Below are 19,805 nucleotides of genomic sequence, written 5' to 3'. Positions count from 1 at the left end.
CTTACTTCCCCGTAAAATTCGGTGCGCGCTTCGCCAGAAAGGCGCTCACGCCTTCGCGGTAATCGTCGCTGCGTCCGGCCAGCCGTTGATAATCGCGCTCCAGGTCAAGCTGTGCGTCCAGGGTATTGGTTTCCGCGGCGTTAATCGCCTGCTTGATCAGCCCCAGGCCAAAGGTGGGCTGCGAGGCAAAGTGCAGCGCCAGCTGCTGCGCCGTGCTGGAGAGCTGGTCGTCATCCACTACCTGCCAGATCATTCCCCAGTCGTGCGCCTGTTCGGCGCTCAGTTTGTCGCCAAGCAGCGCCAGCCCCATAGCGCGGGCACGTCCGGCCACGCGTGGCAGGAACCAGGTTCCGCCGCAGTCCGGGACTAACCCCAGCTTGCTGAAGGCCATCACAAAGGTGGCGGAACGCGCGGCAATCACCATGTCGCACCCCAGCGCCAGCGTGGCTCCTGCTCCGGCCGCCACGCCGTTGACCGCGCAAATCACCGGTTTTGGCAGCGCAGCCAGACGACGCACCAGCGGGTTATAAAAGGTCTCGACGGACATCCCCAGATCCGGCGCAGGACCGTTCGGGTCGACATTACGGTCGTTCAGATCCTGCCCGGCACAGAAGCCGCGCCCTGCGCCGGTGATCAGCAGACAGCGGATCGTCTCATCGCGCTCGGCCTGCTGCAGGCATTCTGCAAGCTGCTGGTGCATCACATCGTTAAAGCTGTTCAGACGCTCCGGACGGTTCAGCGTCAGGGTCATTACGCCTTGCTCTACATGACTGAGAATAAATTCCACAATTAGCGTCCTTTAAAGTCGGGAGTACGTTTCTGTAAGAAGGCGTCGATGCCTTCTCGCCTGTCTTCCGTGGCCGAGAGCAGCGTGAACAGTTGACGCTCCTGGGCCAGACCCGCCTGCAGTGGCACCTCCTGTGACTGGCGCAGCGCCTGTTTAGCCGCCTGTAGCGCCAGCGGCGAGTGGCGCGCCATCAGCGCTGCCTGTTTCAGGGCGTATTCCAGCGTCAGCGAGGCCGGGAAAACGTCGCTGACCAGACCGGCACGCTGGGCCTGCTGCGCCGTAATGCTTTCCCCGGTCAGTACCATTTTGCTGGCGAGCGATTTACCCACGCAGCGGATCAGGCGCTGCGTGCCGCCCGCACCGGGCATGATCCCAAGCGTAATTTCCGGCAGTCCGAAGCGGGCGTTATCACCGGCAATCACTACGTCGCACAGCAGGGCCAGCTCGCAGCCAGCCCCGAGTGCAAAACCGTTCACGGCGGCAATCAGCGGCTTATTGAAGGCGTCAATCCGCTTCCACAGCTGAGGACGACTATCGTTCAGGGTGGCAGGCAGATCTTTTTCTGCCATTTCGTTGAGATCGGCTCCGGCCGCAAAGCAGCGCTCGCTGCCGTAAATCACACAGGCAGAGAGGGTGTTATCGCTTGCCGCCGCCTCCAGCTGTTCTGCAAGCTGTGTCAGCAGCGCATTGTTAAGGGCGTTGCGTGCCGCCGGCCGGTTGAGCGTGAGTTGCAGCACGCGGTCATAACGGGTGACCAGAAGTTCGCTCATGCCATCCCCTTAGCGTCAAAGTCGACGACCACGTCGGCGGTTAGCGGCAGCGCCTGACAGCTCAGCACATACCCGGCGGCCAGTTCGTCCGGCTCCAGGCTGTAGTTGGTCGCCATGTCCACCTTGCCGCGCAGCACTTTGCATTTACAGGTGGCGCAGACGCCTCCCTTGCAGGCATACGGCAGATCCGCCCCCTGGCGCAGGGCGGCATCAAGAATGCTCTCGTCGTCCGCCGTGAGAACAATCTCGCGGTCACGCCCGTCCTGGCGCACGATCACCTTCTGGCCTTCCGCCTGCACGCTCACCGCGCGCTTAACGGCCGTGCCCGGCGTATTGAACCGCTCTAGGTGAATGGATTTTTCGGCCATTCCCAGCGCTTTTAAGGTCGCTTCAGCCTCGTCCATCATCGCGGCCGGGCCGCAGATAAAGGCCTCGTCGTACTGGCGGAAGTTGATCAGCGTTTTTGCCAGCGCCTGCAGCTTTTCACCGTCGATACGGCCGTAAAGCAGGTCGCTATCCAGCCGCTCCTGGCTGAAGATGGCAACCAACTGCAACCGCTGCGGGTATTTATCCTTCAGGTCCGCCAGCGCCTGACGGAACATCATGCTCTGGCTGCTGCGGTTGCCGTAGATCAGGGTGAAGTGGCTGTTCGGTTCGGCGGCCAGCGTGGCGGATAAAATCGCCAGCATCGGGGTGATGCCGGAGCCCGCGGCAATCGCCAGATAGTGACCTTCCCGTTCAGGCTGCGGCTGATAGCCAAAATGCCCCTGGGGAACCATCACCTCCAGCGTCATGCCAGGTTTGATCTCATCCCGGGCGTAACGGGAGAAACGCCCGCCTTCAATGGCTTTAACCGCGACGCTGATCTCCCCCGGCGCGCTACTCCGGCAGATGGAGTAACAGCGGCGCAATTCGTCTGCACCCAGTCTGGTTTTCAGGGTCAGGTGTTGGCCGGGACGAAAGCGGTAAGCCTCCTGCAACGCCTGCGGAACCGAGAAGGTGATGGTCACCGCATCGCGGGTTTCGGGTTCTACTTTTGCCACTGTTAATGAATGAAACGTTGTCATGGCAACCTCAAATACATTTGAAATAGTCGAAGGGTTCGCGGCAGGTATTACAGCGATACAGCGCCTTACAGGCCGTAGAACCAAACTCACTGATAAGCGAGGTGTCGGTGCTGGCGCAGCGCGGGCAGCTCACCTCAGCGGGAACGTGGATATGACAGCTGTGCCCCACGGGTGGGCTGATGCCATACGCGCGCAGACGTTCACGCGCATCGGCGGTCATCCAGTCGGTCGTCCAGGCGGGTTCCAGCTGCAGCACAATGTGCACCGGCGTATAACCGTGCGCCGTCAGGGTGTCGCGGATGGCGCCAAGCAGGTGTTCCGTCGCCGGGCAGCCTGAATAGGTTGGCGTAAAGCCAATCACCCAGCCTTCGCCCTGCGCGGTGACGCTGCGCACCATGCCTAAATCGGTGATGGTGAGCACCGGCACTTCCGGGTCCGGGATCTGGCTTAACAGGGACCAGATGTGCGGAACCTGTGGGGGGGCGATGTCGACAAGACGTTGCATGGCGTTCTCCTTTACCACTGCTGACCGGGATACGCGCGCTGGAGATACTGCATCTCTGCCAGCATCGGGCCCAGATGCTCGGTATGCAGCCCGCGTTTTCCGCCGGTGCGATAGGCCGTCTCATCGGGCACGCGCAGGGTGGCTTCACGCAGTCCGGCAAACACTTCGTGTTCCCATGGCTGGCGCAGGGTGCGCGGATCAACCGCAACGCCGGACTCAATCAGTTCAAGCTCAACGTCATCCGCCTCGAACAACTCGGCCGTAAAGCGCCACAGGTTGTCGATGGCCTGCTGCATTTTTTGCGACGAGATTTCGGTACCGTCTCCCAGGCGCACCAGCCAGCCGCGGCTAAAGCGCAGGTGATAACGCGCCTCTTTAATCGCCTTGGCGGCGATAGCGGCAAGCTGACTGTCGCTGCTGTGGATCAGCCGCTCGTAGAGGGCAACATTCCACGCGTCCATCAGATACTGGCGGGCGATCGTGTCGGCGAAGTTGCCGTTCGGCTGTTCTGCCAACAGTAAATTGTGAAACTGACGCTCATCGCGGCCGAAGGCCAGGGTGTCTTCATCGCCCTGACCTTCCCGCTCAGCCGCGCAGGCGAGGAAGTTGCGCGCCTGCCCCAGCAGATCGAGACCGATGTTGGCGAGCGCAAGGTCGATTTCCAGCTCCGGCGCGTGTCCGCACCAGGCTCCGAGGCGCTGCGAGAGCACCAGACCGTTGTCGCCCAGACGCAGGGCGTATGCAGATACTGTTTTCATCCCTGACCTCACATATGCTCGATGCCATCAGGGATGGTGTAAAACGTCGGGTGGCGATAGACCTTGCTTTCCGCCGGGTCGAAGAACTCGCCGCTCTCTTCCGGCTGAGAGGCAACGATCTCGCTCGCCTTCACCACCCAGATCGAGCAACCTTCGCTGCGGCGAGTATAGGCGTCCCGCGCGTTTTCCAGCGCCATGCGATCGTCAGCGGCATGCAGACTGCCAACATGGCGGTGGGATAACCCTTGTTTGCTGCGTACGAACACTTCGTACAGCGGCCAGTAGACATTGCTCATCGTGATTTCCTCTTATGCGGCCTGACGGGCGCGTTGTTTTTCTGCATGCGCCAGTGCGGCTTCACGCACCCACGCCCCCTCTTCCCAGGCTTTGCGCTTGGCGGCCAGGCGTTCGTGGTTGCAAATCCCGCGTCCGTTGATCACCTCGTCAAACTCCTGCCAGTCAATCTCACCGAAGCGGTAGTGGCCGGTTTCCTCGTCAAAGCACAGGTCGGGATCGGGTACCGTCATCCCCAACATCTCCACCTGCGGGATGGTGTTGTCGACGAAGCGCTGACGCAGTTCATCATTGCCAAAGCGTTTAATTTTCCAGGCGAGACTGCGGGCGCTGTTCGGCGAGTTGTCGTCGTTTGGTCCGAACATCATCAGGGCGGGCCACCAGAAACGGTTGATGGCGTCCTGCAGCATCTGCCGCTGGGCGTCGCTTCCCTGCGCCAGCGCCATGCAGGCTTCAAACCCCTGACGCTGGTGGAAGCTCTCTTCTTTACAGATTTTCACCATCGCGCGGGCGTATGGCCCGTAAGAGGTCCGGCACAGCGCCACCTGATTGACGATGGCGGCACCGTCCACCAGCCAGCCAATTACGCCGATATCGGCCCAGCTCAGCGTCGGATAGTTAAAGATGGAGGAGTATTTCATCTTGCCGTCGAGCATTTTCTGGTAGATGTCTTCCCGCGCGCAGCCCAGCGTTTCAGCCGCGCTGTAGAGATACAGCCCGTGCCCGGCTTCGTCCTGCACTTTCGCCAGCAGGATCGCTTTGCGGCGTAGCGTCGGGGCGCGGGTGATCCAGTTCCCTTCCGGCAGCATGCCGACAATTTCAGAGTGGGCGTGCTGACCAATCTGGCGGATCAACGTCTTGCGATAGGCTTCCGGCATCCAGTCCTGAGGCTCAATCGCCGTCTCCTGCGCTATGCGCTGCTCAAAGCGTTGTTCTTGCGTCACGTCATCACCTATATGATTCGTTAGTTTGCAACTTAAAGCGTAATTGTGAATCACTTTGTTTTTTAAAAGTTACACAAAGGTTAAATATACCCCCAAGAAATGTTTCCTGATTTTGTGATGTCGCTCGCAGGGCTTTTGCGCAAAGGCCGCCACATGAGGGCTACAACCGCCGCACACCTTCCCTTGAGATCACATTGTTAACAATTCATTAAAACTCAGCTTGATTTTTATGATTCATGATCAAACTATTGATAGTGAAATAACGAAACATGTGGAGATAAGAGATGCAGCAGTTAGCCAGTTTCTTGTCCGGTGTCTGGCAGTCTGGCCGGGGCCGCGAACGTACTATTCATCACGCCATCAGCGGTGAAGCGCTTTGGAGCGTGACCAGCGAAGGGCTGGACATGGCGGCGGCACGTCGCTATGCCATTACCCATGGCGGTGAAGCGCTCCGCGCCATGACCTTTATCGAACGCGCGGCAATGCTGAAAGCGGTGGCGAAGCACCTGCTCAGCCTGAAAGAGACGTTTTATGCTCTCTCAGCCCAGACCGGCGCGACAAAGGCCGACAGCTGGGTAGATATTGAAGGTGGGATTGGCACGCTGTTCACCTATGCCAGTCTGGGGAGCCGTGAATTACCGGACGACACGCTGTGGCCCGAAGACGAACTGATCCCGCTGTCGAAAGAAGGCGGCTTTGCGGCGCGCCATGTGCTGACGTCAAAATCGGGCGTGGCGGTGCATATTAACGCCTTCAACTTCCCCTGCTGGGGAATGCTGGAAAAACTCGCCCCCACGTGGCTTGCCGGGATGCCGGCGATCATCAAACCCGCTACCGCCACCGCGCAGGTGACGCAGGCGATGGTGAAAGCGATCGTGGACAGCGGTCTGGTGCCGGACGGCGCCATCAGCCTGATCTGCGGCGGTGCGGGCGATCTGCTGGACCATCTCGACAGCCAGGATGTGGTGACGTTTACCGGCTCCGCCAGCACCGGCCAGACCCTGCGTGTTCACCCGAATATTGTGGCAAACGCGATCCCGTTCACCATGGAAGCCGACTCCCTGAACTGCTGCGTGCTGGGAGAAGACGTGACGCCGGAACAGCCCGAGTTCGCCCTGTTCATTCGCGAGGTTGTACGTGAGATGACCGCCAAGGCCGGACAGAAATGTACCGCCATCCGCCGCATTATCGTGCCGCAACACCAGATTGACGCGGTAAGTCAGGCGCTGATCGCCCGGCTGGAAAAGGTGGTGGTGGGCGACCCGGCGCAGGAAGGCGTGAAAATGGGTTCCCTGGTCAACAACGAACAGCGTGCGGACGTGCAGGAGAAAGTGGATCAGCTTGTGGCCGCAGGCTGCCAGGTTCGCCTGGGCGGAAAAGCCGATCTGCAGGCCGCCGGAGCGTTTTACCCGCCAACCCTGCTCTTTTGCCCGCAGCCGGATGAGACCCCGGCGGTGCACGCCACCGAAGCGTTCGGCCCGGTGGCGACTCTCATGCCATATCGCCACGCAGACCATGCGATGCAGCTTGCCCGCGCGGGCGGCGGTAGCCTGGCCGGGACGCTGGTCACGGCGGATCCCGCGCTCGCCCGTCAGTTTATTTCTGGTGCAGCGCGGGCACACGGTCGCATTCAGATCCTCAATGAAGAGTCAGCAAAAGAGTCTACCGGCCACGGTTCTCCGCTTCCGCAGCTCGTGCACGGCGGTCCCGGACGTGCAGGCGGCGGCGAGGAACTGGGTGGCCTGCGTGCGGTCAAACACTATATGCAGCGCACCGCCATTCAGGGCAGCCCGACCATGCTGGCCGCCATCGGCAAACAGTGGGTACGCGGCGCGACGGTACATGAAGATCGCGTTCATCCGTTCCGCAAATACTTCGAGGAATTGCAGCCGGGCGACAGCCTGCTGACGCCGCGCCGAACCCTGACGGAAGCCGATATCGTTAACTTTGCCTGCCTGAGCGGGGATCATTTCTATGCTCACATGGACAAAATTGGCGCAGCGGAGTCGATCTTTGGCGAGCGGGTGGTACACGGTTACTTCCTGATTTCCGCTGCCGCCGGGCTGTTTGTTGATGCAGGTGTGGGGCCGGTAATTGCCAACTACGGCATGGAAAACCTGCGCTTTATCGAGCCGGTGAAACCGGGCGATACCATCCAGGTGCGCCTGACCTGCAAACGTAAGACCCTGAAGAAACAGCGTACGGCGGATGAAAAACCCAGCGGCGTGGTCGAATGGGCGGTTGAGATTTTCAATCAGCACCAGCAGGCGGTAGCGCTGTACTCCATTCTGACGCTGGTGGCTCGCCAGCAGGGTGATTTCAGCTAACGTCCCCTCACCCTCTCGACAATGGCTGAGGGCTCCCCGGTAATTTGTAAGCAGAAGCAATAACGCTGCTTTCAGAAAGACTGAGGGCTCTCAGCGATACCCTGGTCCGGCTGTAAATCGCTGAGGCGTTTCCTGCAGGCCGGGGCGAGGCGCAGGGATGCGCCGAGAGGGCGGCTTTACAGGGACGTTACATCCGCCCGTCCCCGATAAGCCGGAAGGAATAAGCCGAAGGCACCGCGAAGCGGCGATTTACCGCCGGGAGCCCGGGTCGCCAGGGTGGTGGCGACTGAGCCGCCCTGGCACGTTCACAAGTCATGCCGTTACAGAGTAGCAAGGAACATAAAGTGAACGGAATGACCTCTACAGCCATATGTTCCCCCTCACCCCAACCCTCTCCCTCAAGGGAGAGGGGGTCCTCCGTGCAGGCATTATTTTATGGGGATCCCCCAACCCGATGGGAGAGGGAATTGTTCACTGCGCGTATCAATTTGTGGAGCCTCATCAGTGCGCCTGGATAGATGAAAAGGCTCGGCATGTGATTTATTCCCGGTCTTTTTTTAACCTGGCAAGACTGACAAATAACCTGGCAGATGCAGGCAAACGCTTTTTCCACGCGCCTGTCAGGATAAGACTCACAACACAACAAGATGAGGTCTACGATGAGAAGCAATTCTTCATTTTCTGCCCGTAGAACGGCACTGGCTCTGGCCGTTGCGCTCTGCTGTGCCTGGCAATCTCCCGTTTTCGCTCACGGCAGTGAGGCGCATATGGTCCCAATGGGCAAAACGCTGGCAGATTTTGGCGCAGAGGTACAATGGGATGATTACGCACAGATGTTCACCATTGCGAAAGACGGTGCGTTCGTAAAGGTTAAGCCAGGCGCTAACACCGCCATCGTTAATGGCAAACCCCTTGCGCTGTCGGTGCCGGTGGTGATGAAAGACAATAAAGCCTTTATCTCTGACACCTTTATCAATGATGTCTTCCAGTCCGGCCTCGACCAGACGTTCCAGGTTGAGAAACGCCCCCATCCGCTAAATGCGTTAACGGCGGATGAGATTAAGCAAGCCGTGGCCATCGTCAAAGCCTCAAAGGATTTTAAACCGAACACCCGCTTCACCCAGATTGCCCTGGCCGAGCCCGAGAAAGCCAAAGTGTGGGACTTTGTGCTGAACGGCACAGCGGTGGATGCCCCGCGTCAGGCGAATATCACCATGCTGGACGGCAAACACGTCATCGAAAGTCGTGTAGACCTGAAGGATAAGAAAATCCTGCGCTGGGAGGCCGTAAAGGATGCGCACGGCATGGTGCTGCTGGATGATTTCGCCACCGTGCAGCAAATCATCAACGAGAGCCCGGAATTTGCTGAGGTGCTGAAAAAACGCGGCATCAGCGATACGAAGAACGTGATCACGACCCCGCTGACCGTCGGCTATTTTGACGGCAAAGACGGCCTGAAGCAGGAAGACCGTCTGCTGAAGGTGGTGAGCTATCTGGATGTGGGCGACGGTAACTACTGGGCACACCCGATTGAGAATCTGGTGGCGGTGGTTGATCTCGAACAGAAGAAGATCCAGAAAATTGAAGAAGGCGCGGTTGTTCCTGTGCCCATGACTCCGCGTCCGTATGATGGCCGTGACCGCATCGAAACGCCGAAAAAACCGCTTGAGATCATCGAACCGGAAGGCAAGAACTACACCATTACCGGCGACATGGTGCACTGGCAGAACTGGAATTTCCACCTGAGCCTGGACTCCCGCGTTGGGCCGATGATCTCGACCGTCACGTACAACGACAACGGTAAGAAACGCCAGGTCATGTATCAGGGCTCCCTGGGCGGGATGATCGTCCCTTACGGCGATCCGGATGTGGGCTGGTACTTTAAAGCCTATCTCGATTCGGGCGACTATGGCATGGGCACCCTGACCTCCCCGCTGGTGCGCGGCAAAGATGTGCCGTCCAACGCCGTGATGCTTAATGAAACCATCCCGGATTACACCGGTACGCCGATGGAGATCCCACGTGCCATCGCCATTTTCGAGCGCTACGCCGGGCCTGAATATAAGCATCAGGAGATGGGCAAGCCAAACGTCAGCACCGAACGCCGTGAACTGGTGGTGCGCTGGGTAAGCACCGTTGGCAACTACGATTACATCTTCGACTGGGTATTCCACGAAAACGGCACCATCGGCATTGATGCCGGAGCCACCGGGATTGAAGCCGTGAAAGGCGTGCAGGCCAAAACGATGCATGACGCCACTGCCAAAGACGACACCCGATACGGCACCTTAATCGATCACAACATCGTCGGTACCACCCACCAGCACATCTATAACTTCCGTCTCGATATGGATGTGGATGGCATCGACAATAAACTGGTGGCGATGGATCCGCAGGTGAAACCGAACACGGCTGGCGGCCCGCGTACCAGTACCATGCAGGTCAATCAGTACGATATCGATACAGAACAGCAGGCGGCGCAGAAATTCGATCCGGGTACCATTCGCCTGCTGAGCAACACCCGCAAAGAGAACCGTATGGGGAACCCGGTCTCGTACCAGATCATCCCTTATGCGGGCGGCACGCACCCGGTAGCCACGGGCGCGAAGTTTGCACCGGACGAGTGGATCTACCATCGCCTGAGCTTTATGGATAAACAGCTGTGGGTGACGCGTTACCATCCTGACGAAATGTACCCGGAAGGGAAATTCCCGAACCGCTCCACGCACGATACGGGGCTGGGTCAGTACAGCAAAGACAATGAGTCACTCACTCATCAGGACGATGTGGTCTGGATGACCACCGGAACCACGCACGTTGCCCGCGCGGAAGAGTGGCCCATCATGCCAACGGAATGGGTGCATACATTGCTTAAGCCGTGGAACTTCTTTGACGAAACGCCAACGCTTGGCAGAAAAAAAGACGAACAGAAATAATCACCGACCGGGCGTAATGCCCGGTTTTTTATTCATTTATTTGCCGAATCTCTCAGCCTGATTATAGTTATTTAACCACTCATTCTAATGACATCTTTTCAAACATTTTCAGCCAGGACACGACGTTTAATCACCGTAACGTAGTACTTTCTCTGAGAGGTTTTAGATGAAATTGAATTTGATTGTCAGAAGTCTTGCTCTGGCTGGGCTTCTCGTTTCCGTCAGTCCCTCTTATTCCGCCGAAGCCCCAAAGGACGCGACCGCGGCGACGCAACAGGCGAATAATGCCCTTTTCAACCAACTCCCTTTCTCCGATAACACCGACTTCACCAATGCACATAAAGGGTTTATTGCCCCACTGCCGCAGGAGATTATCAAAGGGGAGCAAGGGAATGTTATCTGGGATCCGCAACAGTACGCCTTTATTAAAGAGGGTGATAAAGCACCGGATTCCGTTAATCCCAGTTTATGGCGTCAATCTCAGCTGATTAATATCAGTGGTCTGTTCGAAGTGACCGACGGGGTATATCAGATCCGCAACCTCGATCTGTCGAATATGACGATTATCGAAGGTAAAGAAGGAATTACCGTGGTCGATCCGCTGGTATCAGCAGAAACCGCAAAAGTCGGCATGGATCTGTATTACAAAAACCGGGGTAAAAAGCCGGTGGTCGCCATCATTTATACCCACAGCCATGTGGATCATTACGGCGGCGTTCGCGGCGTGGTGGATGAAGCTGACGTGAAATCCGGGAAAGTGAAAGTCTATGCCCCGTCCGGGTTTATGGAAGCCGCGGTGGCTGAAAATATCATGGCGGGCAATGTCATGAGCCGTCGCGCCAGTTACATGTATGGCAACCTGCTGAAACCCGATGCCAAAGGACAGGTGGGTGCAGGGCTGGGTACCACGACCTCTGCCGGTACCGTTACCCTGATCGCACCGACCAACATCATTGAGAAAGATGGCCAGAAAGAGGTTATCGACGGGCTGACCTATGATTTTATGCTGGCACCGGGCTCAGAAGCGCCTTCAGAGATGCTCTGGTATATCGAAGAGAAAAAGGTCATTGAATCTGCCGAGGATGTCACTCACACGCTGCATAACACCTATTCGCTGCGCGGCGCAAAAATCCGTGAACCGCTGCCCTGGTCGAAGTATATCAACCAGGCAATTGTCCGCTGGGGTGACAAAGCAGAAATCATCATGGCACAGCACCACTGGCCAACCTGGGGCAACGATAATGTGGTCAAGCTGCTGAAGAGTCAGCGCGATCTTTACCGTTACATTAACGATCAGACGCTGCGCATGGCGAACGAAGGTCTGACGCGCGATGAAATTGCCGCGAATTTCACCCTCCCTGACTCGCTGGCCCATACCTGGGCTAACCGGGGCTACTATGGTTCAGTCAGTCACGACGTAAAAGCCACCTATGTCCTTTATCTGGGCTGGTTTGACGGCAACCCGGCAACGCTCGATGAGCTTCCTCCTGTTGATGCCGCGAAGAAATTCGTGGAGTACATGGGAGGTGCTGACGCCATTCTGAGTAAAGCCAAAACCGACTACGACCAGGGCAACTACCGCTGGGTGGCACAGGTGGTCAGTAAAGTGGTCTTTGCCGATCCGAACAACCAGGCCGCGCGTAACCTGGAAGCGGATGCGCTGGAGCAGCTCGGCTATCAGGCTGAATCCGGGCCGTGGCGTAACTTCTACCTCACCGGTGCGCAGGAATTGCGTAACGGCGTCGTGAAAGGCCCAACGCCAAACACGGCAAGCCCTGATACCGTTCGGGCGATGACGCCGGAAATGTTCTTCGACTATCTGGCTGTGCATATTAATGGTCAAAAAGCCGGGGACGCAAAATCGGTATTTAATATCGATCTGGGCAGCGATGGCGGTAAATATAAGCTTGAGCTGGAAAACGGCGTGTTGAATCACACGGCCAATGCCGAAGCGAAAGACGCCGATGCGACGCTCACGCTGAACAGAGACACGCTTAACAAGATCATCCTCAAGGAAATCACGCTGAAACAGGCGCAGGACAGTGGCGATGTCAAAATCAGCGGTGACAGTACCAAACTTGATGCCATGCTTGGCTACATGGATAAGTTTGATTTCTGGTTTAATATTGTGACGCCGTAACATCGCGGATTTACGGGCGGTTTACCCGCCCGCTTTTATTTCTCTTTCTCCCTGGACGGGGTAAACATCATAAATGGAAAAAAGAAAAAACCTCCCCCCCGAAAGAGCCACCTGGCCTACACGTCAGGCCATGGTGCATCACGGGCTGGCGATGAACCTGCCCTGGCTGGCCTTTGTGAACGTCAGCTTTGCCCTGATGATCCTGCTGCGCCACATCCTGCTGGAAAACAGCGCGGTGCTGTACCCCGGTTCACAACACCTGACCCGGATTGTCGATGCCTCAATGCTGGGCATTATTATACTGTCCGCTGCATTAATTCTGATGGCCTGGCGCCGTATCGCCGGGATAAGCGTAGTGCTGTTTGTCTGCAGTGCCTTCTGGTCGATGTGCAGTTACTGGTTCATTACCGCCCTGCACCTTCCCCACGTCTGGCCGCTTTGCGTGATTTTATTGCTCTCCGGTTTGACGGCGCTCTATTTTTACCCGGAGGGATTACTCTCGTTTGTGCTCCCGCTCTGGCTCACCCTGCCGGTCGCCAGCTGGGTGCTGAATGATGGCCTTAATCTTCGCTTTGTCACCATCTGGAGCGTATTCACGCTGATTATGCTTTGCGGGCGGTTTATCCTGTTAAGCTGGTTTGACGAGGCCTGGCGGCGGAATCAGCAAAACCAGCTGTTGATCTCCAGGCTCGATGCGCTGGCGCACCAGGATCCCCTCACCAAAACCGCCAATCGCCGGATGATGGAAGTGGTGCTGGAGAATGCCGTTGAGCAGAATAAAGCCTTCTCGCTGATCATGCTGGATATCGATTATTTCAAGCTTTACAACGATACCTACGGACATCAGGCCGGTGACGACTGTCTGACACGCGTGGCGCAGGTGCTGAAGCAGGCCGTGCGCACCCCGGACGATGTGGTGTCACGCTACGGCGGAGAAGAATTTGTGGTGATCCTGTTTAATTGCCCGGAGAACGTTGCACAGCAGGTTGCCCGCCGCATTCAGGACGGCCTGCGCGCGGCGGCGATACCGCACGGTGCGTCCAAAGTCAGTGAGCATGTGACCGTCAGCATGGGGATTGCAGGAATTGCACCGGGCCTGGCGGGCCCGGAACTGATCGCCCGCGCCGATGCGGCGCTGTACCGCGCGAAAGAGGCCGGGCGGGATCGGTGGTCGTTGTAAATGTCGGGTGGCGGCTACGCCTTACCCGACCTACAAAACCGACCTGTTCCTCGATCCCGTAGGCCGGGTAAGCGCAGCGCCACCCGGCTTGTTTTTAATAGCGCACGCACACCGATTTGGTTTCACACCAGCCGTCCAGCCAGTCCGGGCCGAAGTCGCGTCCGGTGCCGGACTGCTTCATGCCGCCGAACGGCAGGTTGGCGTCAATCAGCGTATGGCTGTTCACCCAGACGGTGCCCGCCTGCAATCTGTCGGTATACTCCAGCGCCTTACTGATATTCTGCGTCCAGACGCTGGCGGTCAGGCCATATTCGGTATCGTTGGCAAGGGTTAACGCCTCTTCGCCGTCGGCTACGCGTACCAGGTTGACCACCGGGCCGAACACCTCTTCGCGGGTCAGCCGGAGTCCAGGATCCGGGTTGACCACCAGCGTCGGCGAGATGTAATACCCTTTGCCGTCCGGGCCACGGTTACCGGTGATCAGCTCTGCATTGCGCGATTTTGCTTCATCCAGGAAGGTCTGCACCTTGTCGCAGTGAGCGCGGGACACCAGCGGGTTGATAAACGCCTCCGGCGACATGCCCGGCCCCACGCTCAGGGATTTCACCGCCTGCTCAAACCCGCTGACCAGCGTGTCAAAAAGCGGCGCTTCTATATAGATACGCGAGCTCGCGGCGCAGACCTGGCCCTGATTAAGGAAGCTGCCGGTCATCAGCCCCTCAATCACCCACGCCGGATCGGCGTCTTTCAGCACGATGGCCGGGTTTTTGCCGCCCAGCTCCAGCGTCACGCCGGTCAGCGTGTCCGCCGCCGCGCGGGCAATCTGTTTCCCCGTCGCCGTGGAGCCGGTGAAGCTCACTTTGGCAATATGCGGATGCGAGGTCAGCGCTGCACCGCACACCGCGCCGCTTCCGGTCACCACGTTAAACACACCGTCAGGGATACCTGCTTCGCTCGCCAGTTCCGCCACCCGCAGCATGGTCAACGGCGTGGTTTCTGACGGCTTAATGACGATAGAGCAACCCGCTGCCAGCGCAGGCATCACCTTCCACATGCCGATCATCAGCGGGAAGTTCCACGGCACAATCCCGGCCACCACGCCCACCGGCTCTTTACGCGTCCACGCCTGATAGCGTGCGCCTTGCGGCAAGGGAATGGAGAGATCGAGCGTTTTGCCGGTTATTTTGGTGGTCAACCCGGCGGTATAGCGCATCCAGTTCAGGGTGCAACCCACTTCAAAGAGACGGGAAATATTGATGGATTTCCCCTGCTCCAGCGTTTCAAGCTGGGCCAGCTCCTCGCTGTGCTGCTCCACCAGGTCGGCAAAGCGCAGCAGGATGCGCTCGCGCTCTGCCGGTAATTTCCCGGCCCAGGTGCGGGCGACAAAGGCTCGCCAGCCGGACATCACCGCGCGGTCGACATCATCGACGCTGGCATCTGCCGTAGAGGCGATAACCTCCCCGGTGGCAGGGTTATAAATATTCAACCGTTTTTCACTCTCCGACGCGGCCTGCCTCCCCTCAATCCACAGCCCGTGATGTCGGTCCAGAAACTGCTGTACGCCTGGCTGGATGGCGACCTGTGATTCAGACATAGGGTACTCCTTCGTTATTATTCGTAGGGTGTTACTGCAGTCTAAGAGGCCTTTCGCATTCCCGCTTTTGTCTGTGTGACATTCGCTTTGCCACCTGTGACAGGTGCCGCAATTCGTGATAATTCCGCCTTATAACGCTGTTACCGGTGAGTGTTCTTTCCTATAGTCAGCCTCATGACTCTGACAAAACGCAACACAAATGCAACAATGTGAAAACATTGATGGCGCAGCGAGATAAACGATGGCATGTGTAAGCGAACAGGAACGGTATCAGCAGTGGCTGGCGCAAATTAACCATGTCTGCGGGCGCTTTAACGCGCGTCCTTTAGAGGGGGAATTCTTCGGCGAGCTGGAAACCAGCTACGCCCGAAGCCTGAAGTTAAGCACCGTCACCGCAGGCGGGGTTAACCTGTTCCGCTCCCGTCAGGAGATCGCTCAGAGCAATGATGCCTGGTTTTATACCGTGTTCCAGCTTGAAGGCAGCGCGCAGATTGAGCAGGACGATCGCCGTGCGGTGCTGAACGCCGGCGACATTACGCTTCTCGATGCCGCGCGTCCCTGCTCCATCAACTGGCAGCAAAAATCCCGTCAGATTTCCCTGCTGGTTCCCCGTCAGATTATTGAGCAACAGTGTCGTTTTCAGGAGGTAAGCTGCGCCCTCGCGCTCTCCCGCTCGTTGCCAACCGTACAGCTAAGCCATCGCCTGCTACTGGAGAGCATGGGAAATGCCAACCTGAGTGACCGGGAGAGCGAAGCCGCGTTGGAAGCGATGATCTGCCTCCTCCGCCCGGCGTTTCAGCAGCGCGACGCGGTGCAGCCGCGTAAGGAGCGCCAGTTCAGGAACGTTCTGTCACTGATTGATGACCATATTCAGTCGGAATCCCTGCGTCCGGAATGGATTGCCGCAGAGAGCGGCATGTCGGTGCGCAGCCTGTACCGCATGTTTGCCGATAAGGGGCTGGTGGTAGCGCAGTACATCAAAAATCGTCGGCTGGATCTGTGCGCGCAGGTGTTACGCTCCGCCAGCGACGAGGAAAAGCTGGCGGGAATTGGCTACAGCTGGGGATTTGCCGACCATAGCCATTTTTCAACGGCGTTTAAGCAGCGTTTTGGCGTCTCACCGGGCGAGTACCGCAAGCGCTTTCGCTGATTACTTCTTCAGCCATTTTCCGTTAATGCCCTTCACGTATTCTCCCGGCTGCGCGCGGGCCACCAGCTTTTGCCCGGCCATCTTCGCCACTTCATCAACCGGCAGGTTATTGCTGTCCGCCAGCTTCTGGTAGCTTTCCGTACGCGCCGCGTTGATGCGGCTCACCAGCGCCAGCGTTTCGGGGTCTTGTTTCACCGGGGCAAGATACCCGCTCAGGGTTTCCCCGACCCGCCCCTGCGCCCGGGCCTCGTTTAAGGTCAGGGTTGCCGCCTGCACGTTCATGCCCAGCGCCAGTAACATCAGAGCTAATCGTTTCATGGCGTCCTCAGAACAGATCGCTGCGCGATTTCAGCAGGGTTTCAACGTCTTTATCGACTTTAATGTGGATCTCATGTTCGATTTTGACGTTCATATTGATGGTGATCGGCTCCTTCGGCGCAGCGACTTCAATGCGCGGCGTACAGCCGGTCAAGAGCGCGGCAACGGCGACGGTGAGTACACCAGCCCTCATTTTCATTGTTGTTCCTCACTTTCCTTGCCAGTCGAACTGCGGATACCAGGTAGCGCCGCGTGTTGCTCAAACCAGGTTTGTAGATTGTCTCCAAAGCGCAGGCTACGCCAGAGAGTAAAGACGTTCTCGTCATGGGTGTAGTTAAGATTCACGGAGCTGCTTTTGCCATCAACCCGGCTGGTGCCTTTGAGGGTCGCCTGCATGGTTAATTCACCCAGATTATCTAAATTGAGTCTTGTCCACGACTGTGAAATTTCCATATAGCGGAGCCAGTTAATCGCTGCCCCTGCAACCATATTATCGTTAACGATGGCATCAGCGGTGTCTTTATCAATACGCAGCGTCATCGGCCCCGGGTTGGTTAGCCAGCCATCTTTAATGATCCATTTTTCATTGTCCAGCCAGAACGGTAGCGCCCCGCTTATCGGGCCAGACAGGGCAAACTGCTTAGGATTAATGGCGCTGATCAGCTCGCTGGAGGAGATATTGTCCACGCGCAGCAGCGCCGGGTCATGCTGCGGCATTCTGAGCTGCTGCATGGTGATTTTCCCGCCGAGGGTCTCCACCTTGACGTTGGTCAGCAGCAGCGGGTTTTCCTCGCTCCACGGATAGTCACCCTGCAGGTCTGCGGTAATGTTGCGCGCGGTCACCAGGTTTTCCACTTCGCCAATGCGCAGCGTAACGGGGCCGCGCGTGCCCAGCGACCAGGTGCCCTCGCTAAAACGGAACGGCAGCACAAAATCCACGCCGTTGATCTGGTTGTCTGGCATCCAGGCGCTACCGGATTTCAGCACGCCGTGGCCGCCAGCCTCAAAGCCCTGATCGGCAGCGGCAGAGAAGGCCACCTGCGCATAGAGCTCACCGTCGCGCAGCGTCATTTTCCAGTCTGGCGGGATCAGTGGCTGGAACACGGTAAGGGATTGTTTTGGCCACCAGGCCTGACCGCGAAGGCGTTCCCCGTCCCAGCGACCGTTGACCTGCACCGGGCCGATGGCCTCGGCATGCAGATCGCCTTTAAACTGGAATATCGTCGGGTCTGTTCCGTCAACGCTGAAGGTCAGCACCGACGGGGGCAACACGCTGCCGCCCGCAAAACGGGTCTCTCCGGCATTGAGCGACAGCGCACCGCTAAATGTCGGCGTGACAGGGTCACGAACCCAGCGTACCGGTTTATCCAGTACCAGACGCGGTTTACTGACTTCCATGGTGCCGTACTGCAGCTTGTCAAAGCCGGTTGAGAGCGCGGTCAGCTCGATGAGTTTGTCGCGCCATTCGCCTTTTCCGGCCACATCCCAGCGCGCGTTCATTGGCGTAAACCCGCCTTTGCCCCAGTAGCGCCACTGCCACAGGCCGTTATCGGGTAAAAAGTCGTTGGCCTGGCCGTCCAGGTGGAGTTCAAAATCCCCCATCTCGTTCTCATGGGCGCGCAGAATCGCCTGCAGACGACCATCCACGCCCTTCTGCGTGAGCTTCACGCCCGCCAGCGGCCAGCGAATTTCGTCGATATCCAGCGAATCAATAATGCGTCCGCGCGAACGCAGCAGCGCGCCCGGCTCAAAGGCAAGCTGCGGATCGTTCAGGCTGCCGGTCAGTCTGGCCGGGAGTCTGGCGTAAAGCACCAGATCGTCCTGTTTGGCCTCGCCGCTCAGGTGAAGCGGCATGTCGCTGTTTTCCAGGCTGAGCCTGCCCGGCCCGAGATTCAGCACGGCGTTACCTTTCCCGGCATCGCCCTGAGTCAGAACGTTGAGGCGTCCGGTAAAGGTGGCTTTTTCCAGCCCCTGCTGCCAGTTATCCACCCGGAGACCCACGCGGCCGCTCATCGGCATGCCGGACAGGTTCCAGTTCCAGCGTCCGTCGCTGATATTCAGCTGTTGTGCCGTGATCTGCCACGGTAAATCGAGCAGCGGATCGGGGTTGTCCCGCGCCATCACCAGCAGTTGCCCCTGATTCTCCTGCCAGTCCAGATCGGCATCGACCAGCGAGGTGAGCTGTGGCACGTTAAAAGTCGCGACCGCATGGCCTTTCACCGGCACGCCATCCGGCACCAGCGGCAGGGTAAACTCACCCACCAGTTTTACGGGCGGCACCTGGCCGGGGAGTTGTACATCAAGCTGACTGACCGAGAGAGTCTGGCCGCGTAGCTGCCCTTGGAAACTGACCTGCTCACCGTTGTAGGTCACCGCCTGTACCGCAGGCGTCAGTGAGGCATGCAGTTCCCCTTCCCACTGTTGCCAGGGAGACAGGGTAAGACGGCGGATAGTGAGCCAGGTATTTGGCAGCACCGACTGCCACTGTGCCAGGGTTTTTGGCGCAACGGTTGAGGGGGCTGACTGGGGAATTTTACTGAGGCACACCGTGTTAAGTTCAAGCGCACCAATATCCAGATTCCAGCGGCTGGGGTGCGACAGCGTGGCGTTTTCAACCCTGGCAATCTCGCAATCCTCAACCAGATAGCGCAGATTGGGGATCACCAGCGCGTGACGGGTCAGTTTGGGGCTTTCCTCAAAGGCGATACGTGTACCGACAGGCAACCAGATACCGGCGAGGGTCGGTACCCACTGGGCGAGCGTCATTAGCAGCGTCAGCGGCAATAAAATCAACAGCAATAAGAGCGCAATCGCGGCTTTGTATTTACCCTTCATGGGCAGTTAATATCCTGATTTAGCGAGAGAATTAAGCCGACAGTGCCGATCATTGTCGCATGTTTAGTCAATCAGTTGAAGTAAATGCCAGTTTTAAGAATAGATGCTCTAAAATAATTGATAGAACTTATTGATTTAAATAATATTTTATAAATTGTAAGATTATTTTAATCATGCTAACGTGGATGTAAAATCACTGG

The 19,805-nt window shown here is 57.8% G+C and carries 16 protein-coding genes; 5 read left to right on the top strand and 11 right to left on the bottom strand.

Features of this window, described 5'->3' with window-relative positions:
- Position 1 precedes the first annotated feature (1 nt).
- From paaG to paaA, 7 genes are read right to left on the bottom strand one after another with little or no spacing between them, the layout of a single operon-like run.
- Entirely contained in the window at positions 2 to 790 is a 789-nt protein-coding gene (paaG, locus tag ACQG19_RS11790) for a 2-(1,2-epoxy-1,2-dihydrophenyl)acetyl-CoA isomerase PaaG (protein ID WP_246931915.1), read from the bottom strand.
- On the bottom strand, positions 790 to 1,557 hold the full coding sequence (paaF, locus tag ACQG19_RS11785; RefSeq protein WP_013096757.1) for a 2,3-dehydroadipyl-CoA hydratase PaaF: 768 nt from the start codon (positions 1,555 to 1,557) through the stop codon (positions 790 to 792). The genes paaG and paaF overlap by 1 nt, the downstream gene beginning before the upstream one ends.
- Positions 1,554 to 2,624, bottom strand: a complete 1,071-nt coding sequence (gene paaE / locus ACQG19_RS11780) for a 1,2-phenylacetyl-CoA epoxidase subunit PaaE (RefSeq protein ID WP_038419322.1) — start codon at positions 2,622 to 2,624, stop codon at positions 1,554 to 1,556. Before paaE ends, paaF begins: the two co-directional genes overlap by 4 nt.
- A 7-nt stretch (positions 2,625 to 2,631) precedes the next feature.
- Positions 2,632 to 3,129 carry a 1,2-phenylacetyl-CoA epoxidase subunit PaaD gene (gene paaD, locus ACQG19_RS11775; RefSeq protein ID WP_038980517.1) on the bottom strand — a complete coding sequence of 166 codons (498 nt, stop codon included), beginning with the start codon at positions 3,127 to 3,129 and terminating at the stop codon, positions 2,632 to 2,634.
- A gap of 11 nt (positions 3,130 to 3,140) precedes the next feature.
- The gene (gene paaC, locus ACQG19_RS11770) at positions 3,141 to 3,887 is read right to left on the bottom strand and encodes a 1,2-phenylacetyl-CoA epoxidase subunit PaaC (RefSeq protein ID WP_023621630.1); all 747 of its coding nucleotides are present in this window, start codon (positions 3,885 to 3,887) and stop codon (positions 3,141 to 3,143) included.
- An 8-nt stretch (positions 3,888 to 3,895) separates the two neighbouring features.
- A complete protein-coding gene (gene paaB, locus ACQG19_RS11765) occupies positions 3,896 to 4,183 on the bottom strand; it encodes a 1,2-phenylacetyl-CoA epoxidase subunit PaaB (RefSeq protein WP_003857353.1) in 288 nt (95 codons plus the stop codon).
- A gap of 12 nt (positions 4,184 to 4,195) precedes the next feature.
- The gene (paaA, locus tag ACQG19_RS11760) at positions 4,196 to 5,125 is read right to left on the bottom strand and encodes a 1,2-phenylacetyl-CoA epoxidase subunit PaaA (protein WP_246931869.1); all 930 of its coding nucleotides are present in this window, start codon (positions 5,123 to 5,125) and stop codon (positions 4,196 to 4,198) included.
- Positions 5,126 to 5,409: 284 nt separating this feature from the next.
- On the opposite strand from paaA, the gene paaZ reads away from it, so the two are divergent.
- From paaZ to ACQG19_RS11740, 4 genes are all read left to right on the top strand, one after another.
- Positions 5,410 to 7,452, top strand: coding sequence for a phenylacetic acid degradation bifunctional protein PaaZ (gene paaZ / locus ACQG19_RS11755; protein WP_246931872.1), 2,043 nt, complete (start codon positions 5,410 to 5,412; stop codon positions 7,450 to 7,452).
- A 659-nt stretch (positions 7,453 to 8,111) separates the two neighbouring features.
- Positions 8,112 to 10,388, top strand: a complete 2,277-nt coding sequence (tynA, locus tag ACQG19_RS11750; protein WP_246931875.1) for a primary-amine oxidase — start codon at positions 8,112 to 8,114, stop codon at positions 10,386 to 10,388.
- A gap of 166 nt (positions 10,389 to 10,554) precedes the next feature.
- Positions 10,555 to 12,528, top strand: coding sequence for an alkyl/aryl-sulfatase (locus ACQG19_RS11745; protein ID WP_047352532.1), 1,974 nt, complete (start codon positions 10,555 to 10,557; stop codon positions 12,526 to 12,528).
- Positions 12,529 to 12,601: 73 nt separating this feature from the next.
- Positions 12,602 to 13,708, top strand: a complete 1,107-nt coding sequence (locus ACQG19_RS11740) for a GGDEF domain-containing protein (RefSeq protein ID WP_029882837.1) — start codon at positions 12,602 to 12,604, stop codon at positions 13,706 to 13,708.
- 94 nt (positions 13,709 to 13,802) lie between these two features.
- Here ACQG19_RS11740 and ACQG19_RS11735 read toward each other — a convergent pair whose 3' ends face one another.
- Positions 13,803 to 15,302: an aldehyde dehydrogenase family protein gene (locus ACQG19_RS11735; protein ID WP_047023970.1), complete on the bottom strand. Its 1,500-nt coding sequence runs from the start codon at positions 15,300 to 15,302 to the stop codon at positions 13,803 to 13,805.
- Between the two features lie 241 nt (positions 15,303 to 15,543).
- Between ACQG19_RS11735 and feaR the strand changes: the two genes are divergently transcribed.
- Positions 15,544 to 16,452, top strand: coding sequence for a transcriptional regulator FeaR (gene feaR / locus ACQG19_RS11730; protein ID WP_029882835.1), 909 nt, complete (start codon positions 15,544 to 15,546; stop codon positions 16,450 to 16,452).
- Here feaR and ACQG19_RS11725 read toward each other — a convergent pair whose 3' ends face one another.
- The 3 genes from ACQG19_RS11725 to ACQG19_RS11715 are packed head-to-tail and all read right to left on the bottom strand — an operon-like array spanning position 16,453 to position 19,605.
- Positions 16,453 to 16,770 (bottom strand): YdbL family protein, encoded by a 318-nt coding sequence (locus tag ACQG19_RS11725; RefSeq protein ID WP_028028066.1) that lies wholly within the window; start codon positions 16,768 to 16,770, stop codon positions 16,453 to 16,455.
- 7 nt (positions 16,771 to 16,777) lie between these two features.
- On the bottom strand, positions 16,778 to 16,969 hold the full coding sequence (locus ACQG19_RS11720; protein ID WP_020688201.1) for a YnbE family lipoprotein: 192 nt from the start codon (positions 16,967 to 16,969) through the stop codon (positions 16,778 to 16,780).
- Positions 16,966 to 19,605: a YdbH family protein gene (locus tag ACQG19_RS11715; protein ID WP_246931878.1), complete on the bottom strand. Its 2,640-nt coding sequence runs from the start codon at positions 19,603 to 19,605 to the stop codon at positions 16,966 to 16,968. Before ACQG19_RS11715 ends, ACQG19_RS11720 begins: the two co-directional genes overlap by 4 nt.
- Positions 19,606 to 19,805: the final 200 nt, after the last annotated feature.

This window comes from Enterobacter cloacae complex sp. 277I4 (genome assembly GCF_050031465.1).
Classification (GTDB): Bacteria; Pseudomonadota; Gammaproteobacteria; order Enterobacterales; family Enterobacteriaceae; genus Enterobacter; species Enterobacter cloacae.
The sequence above is the reverse complement of the archived record's forward strand: the minus strand, read 5'-3'. Positions and strand labels throughout refer to the sequence as shown.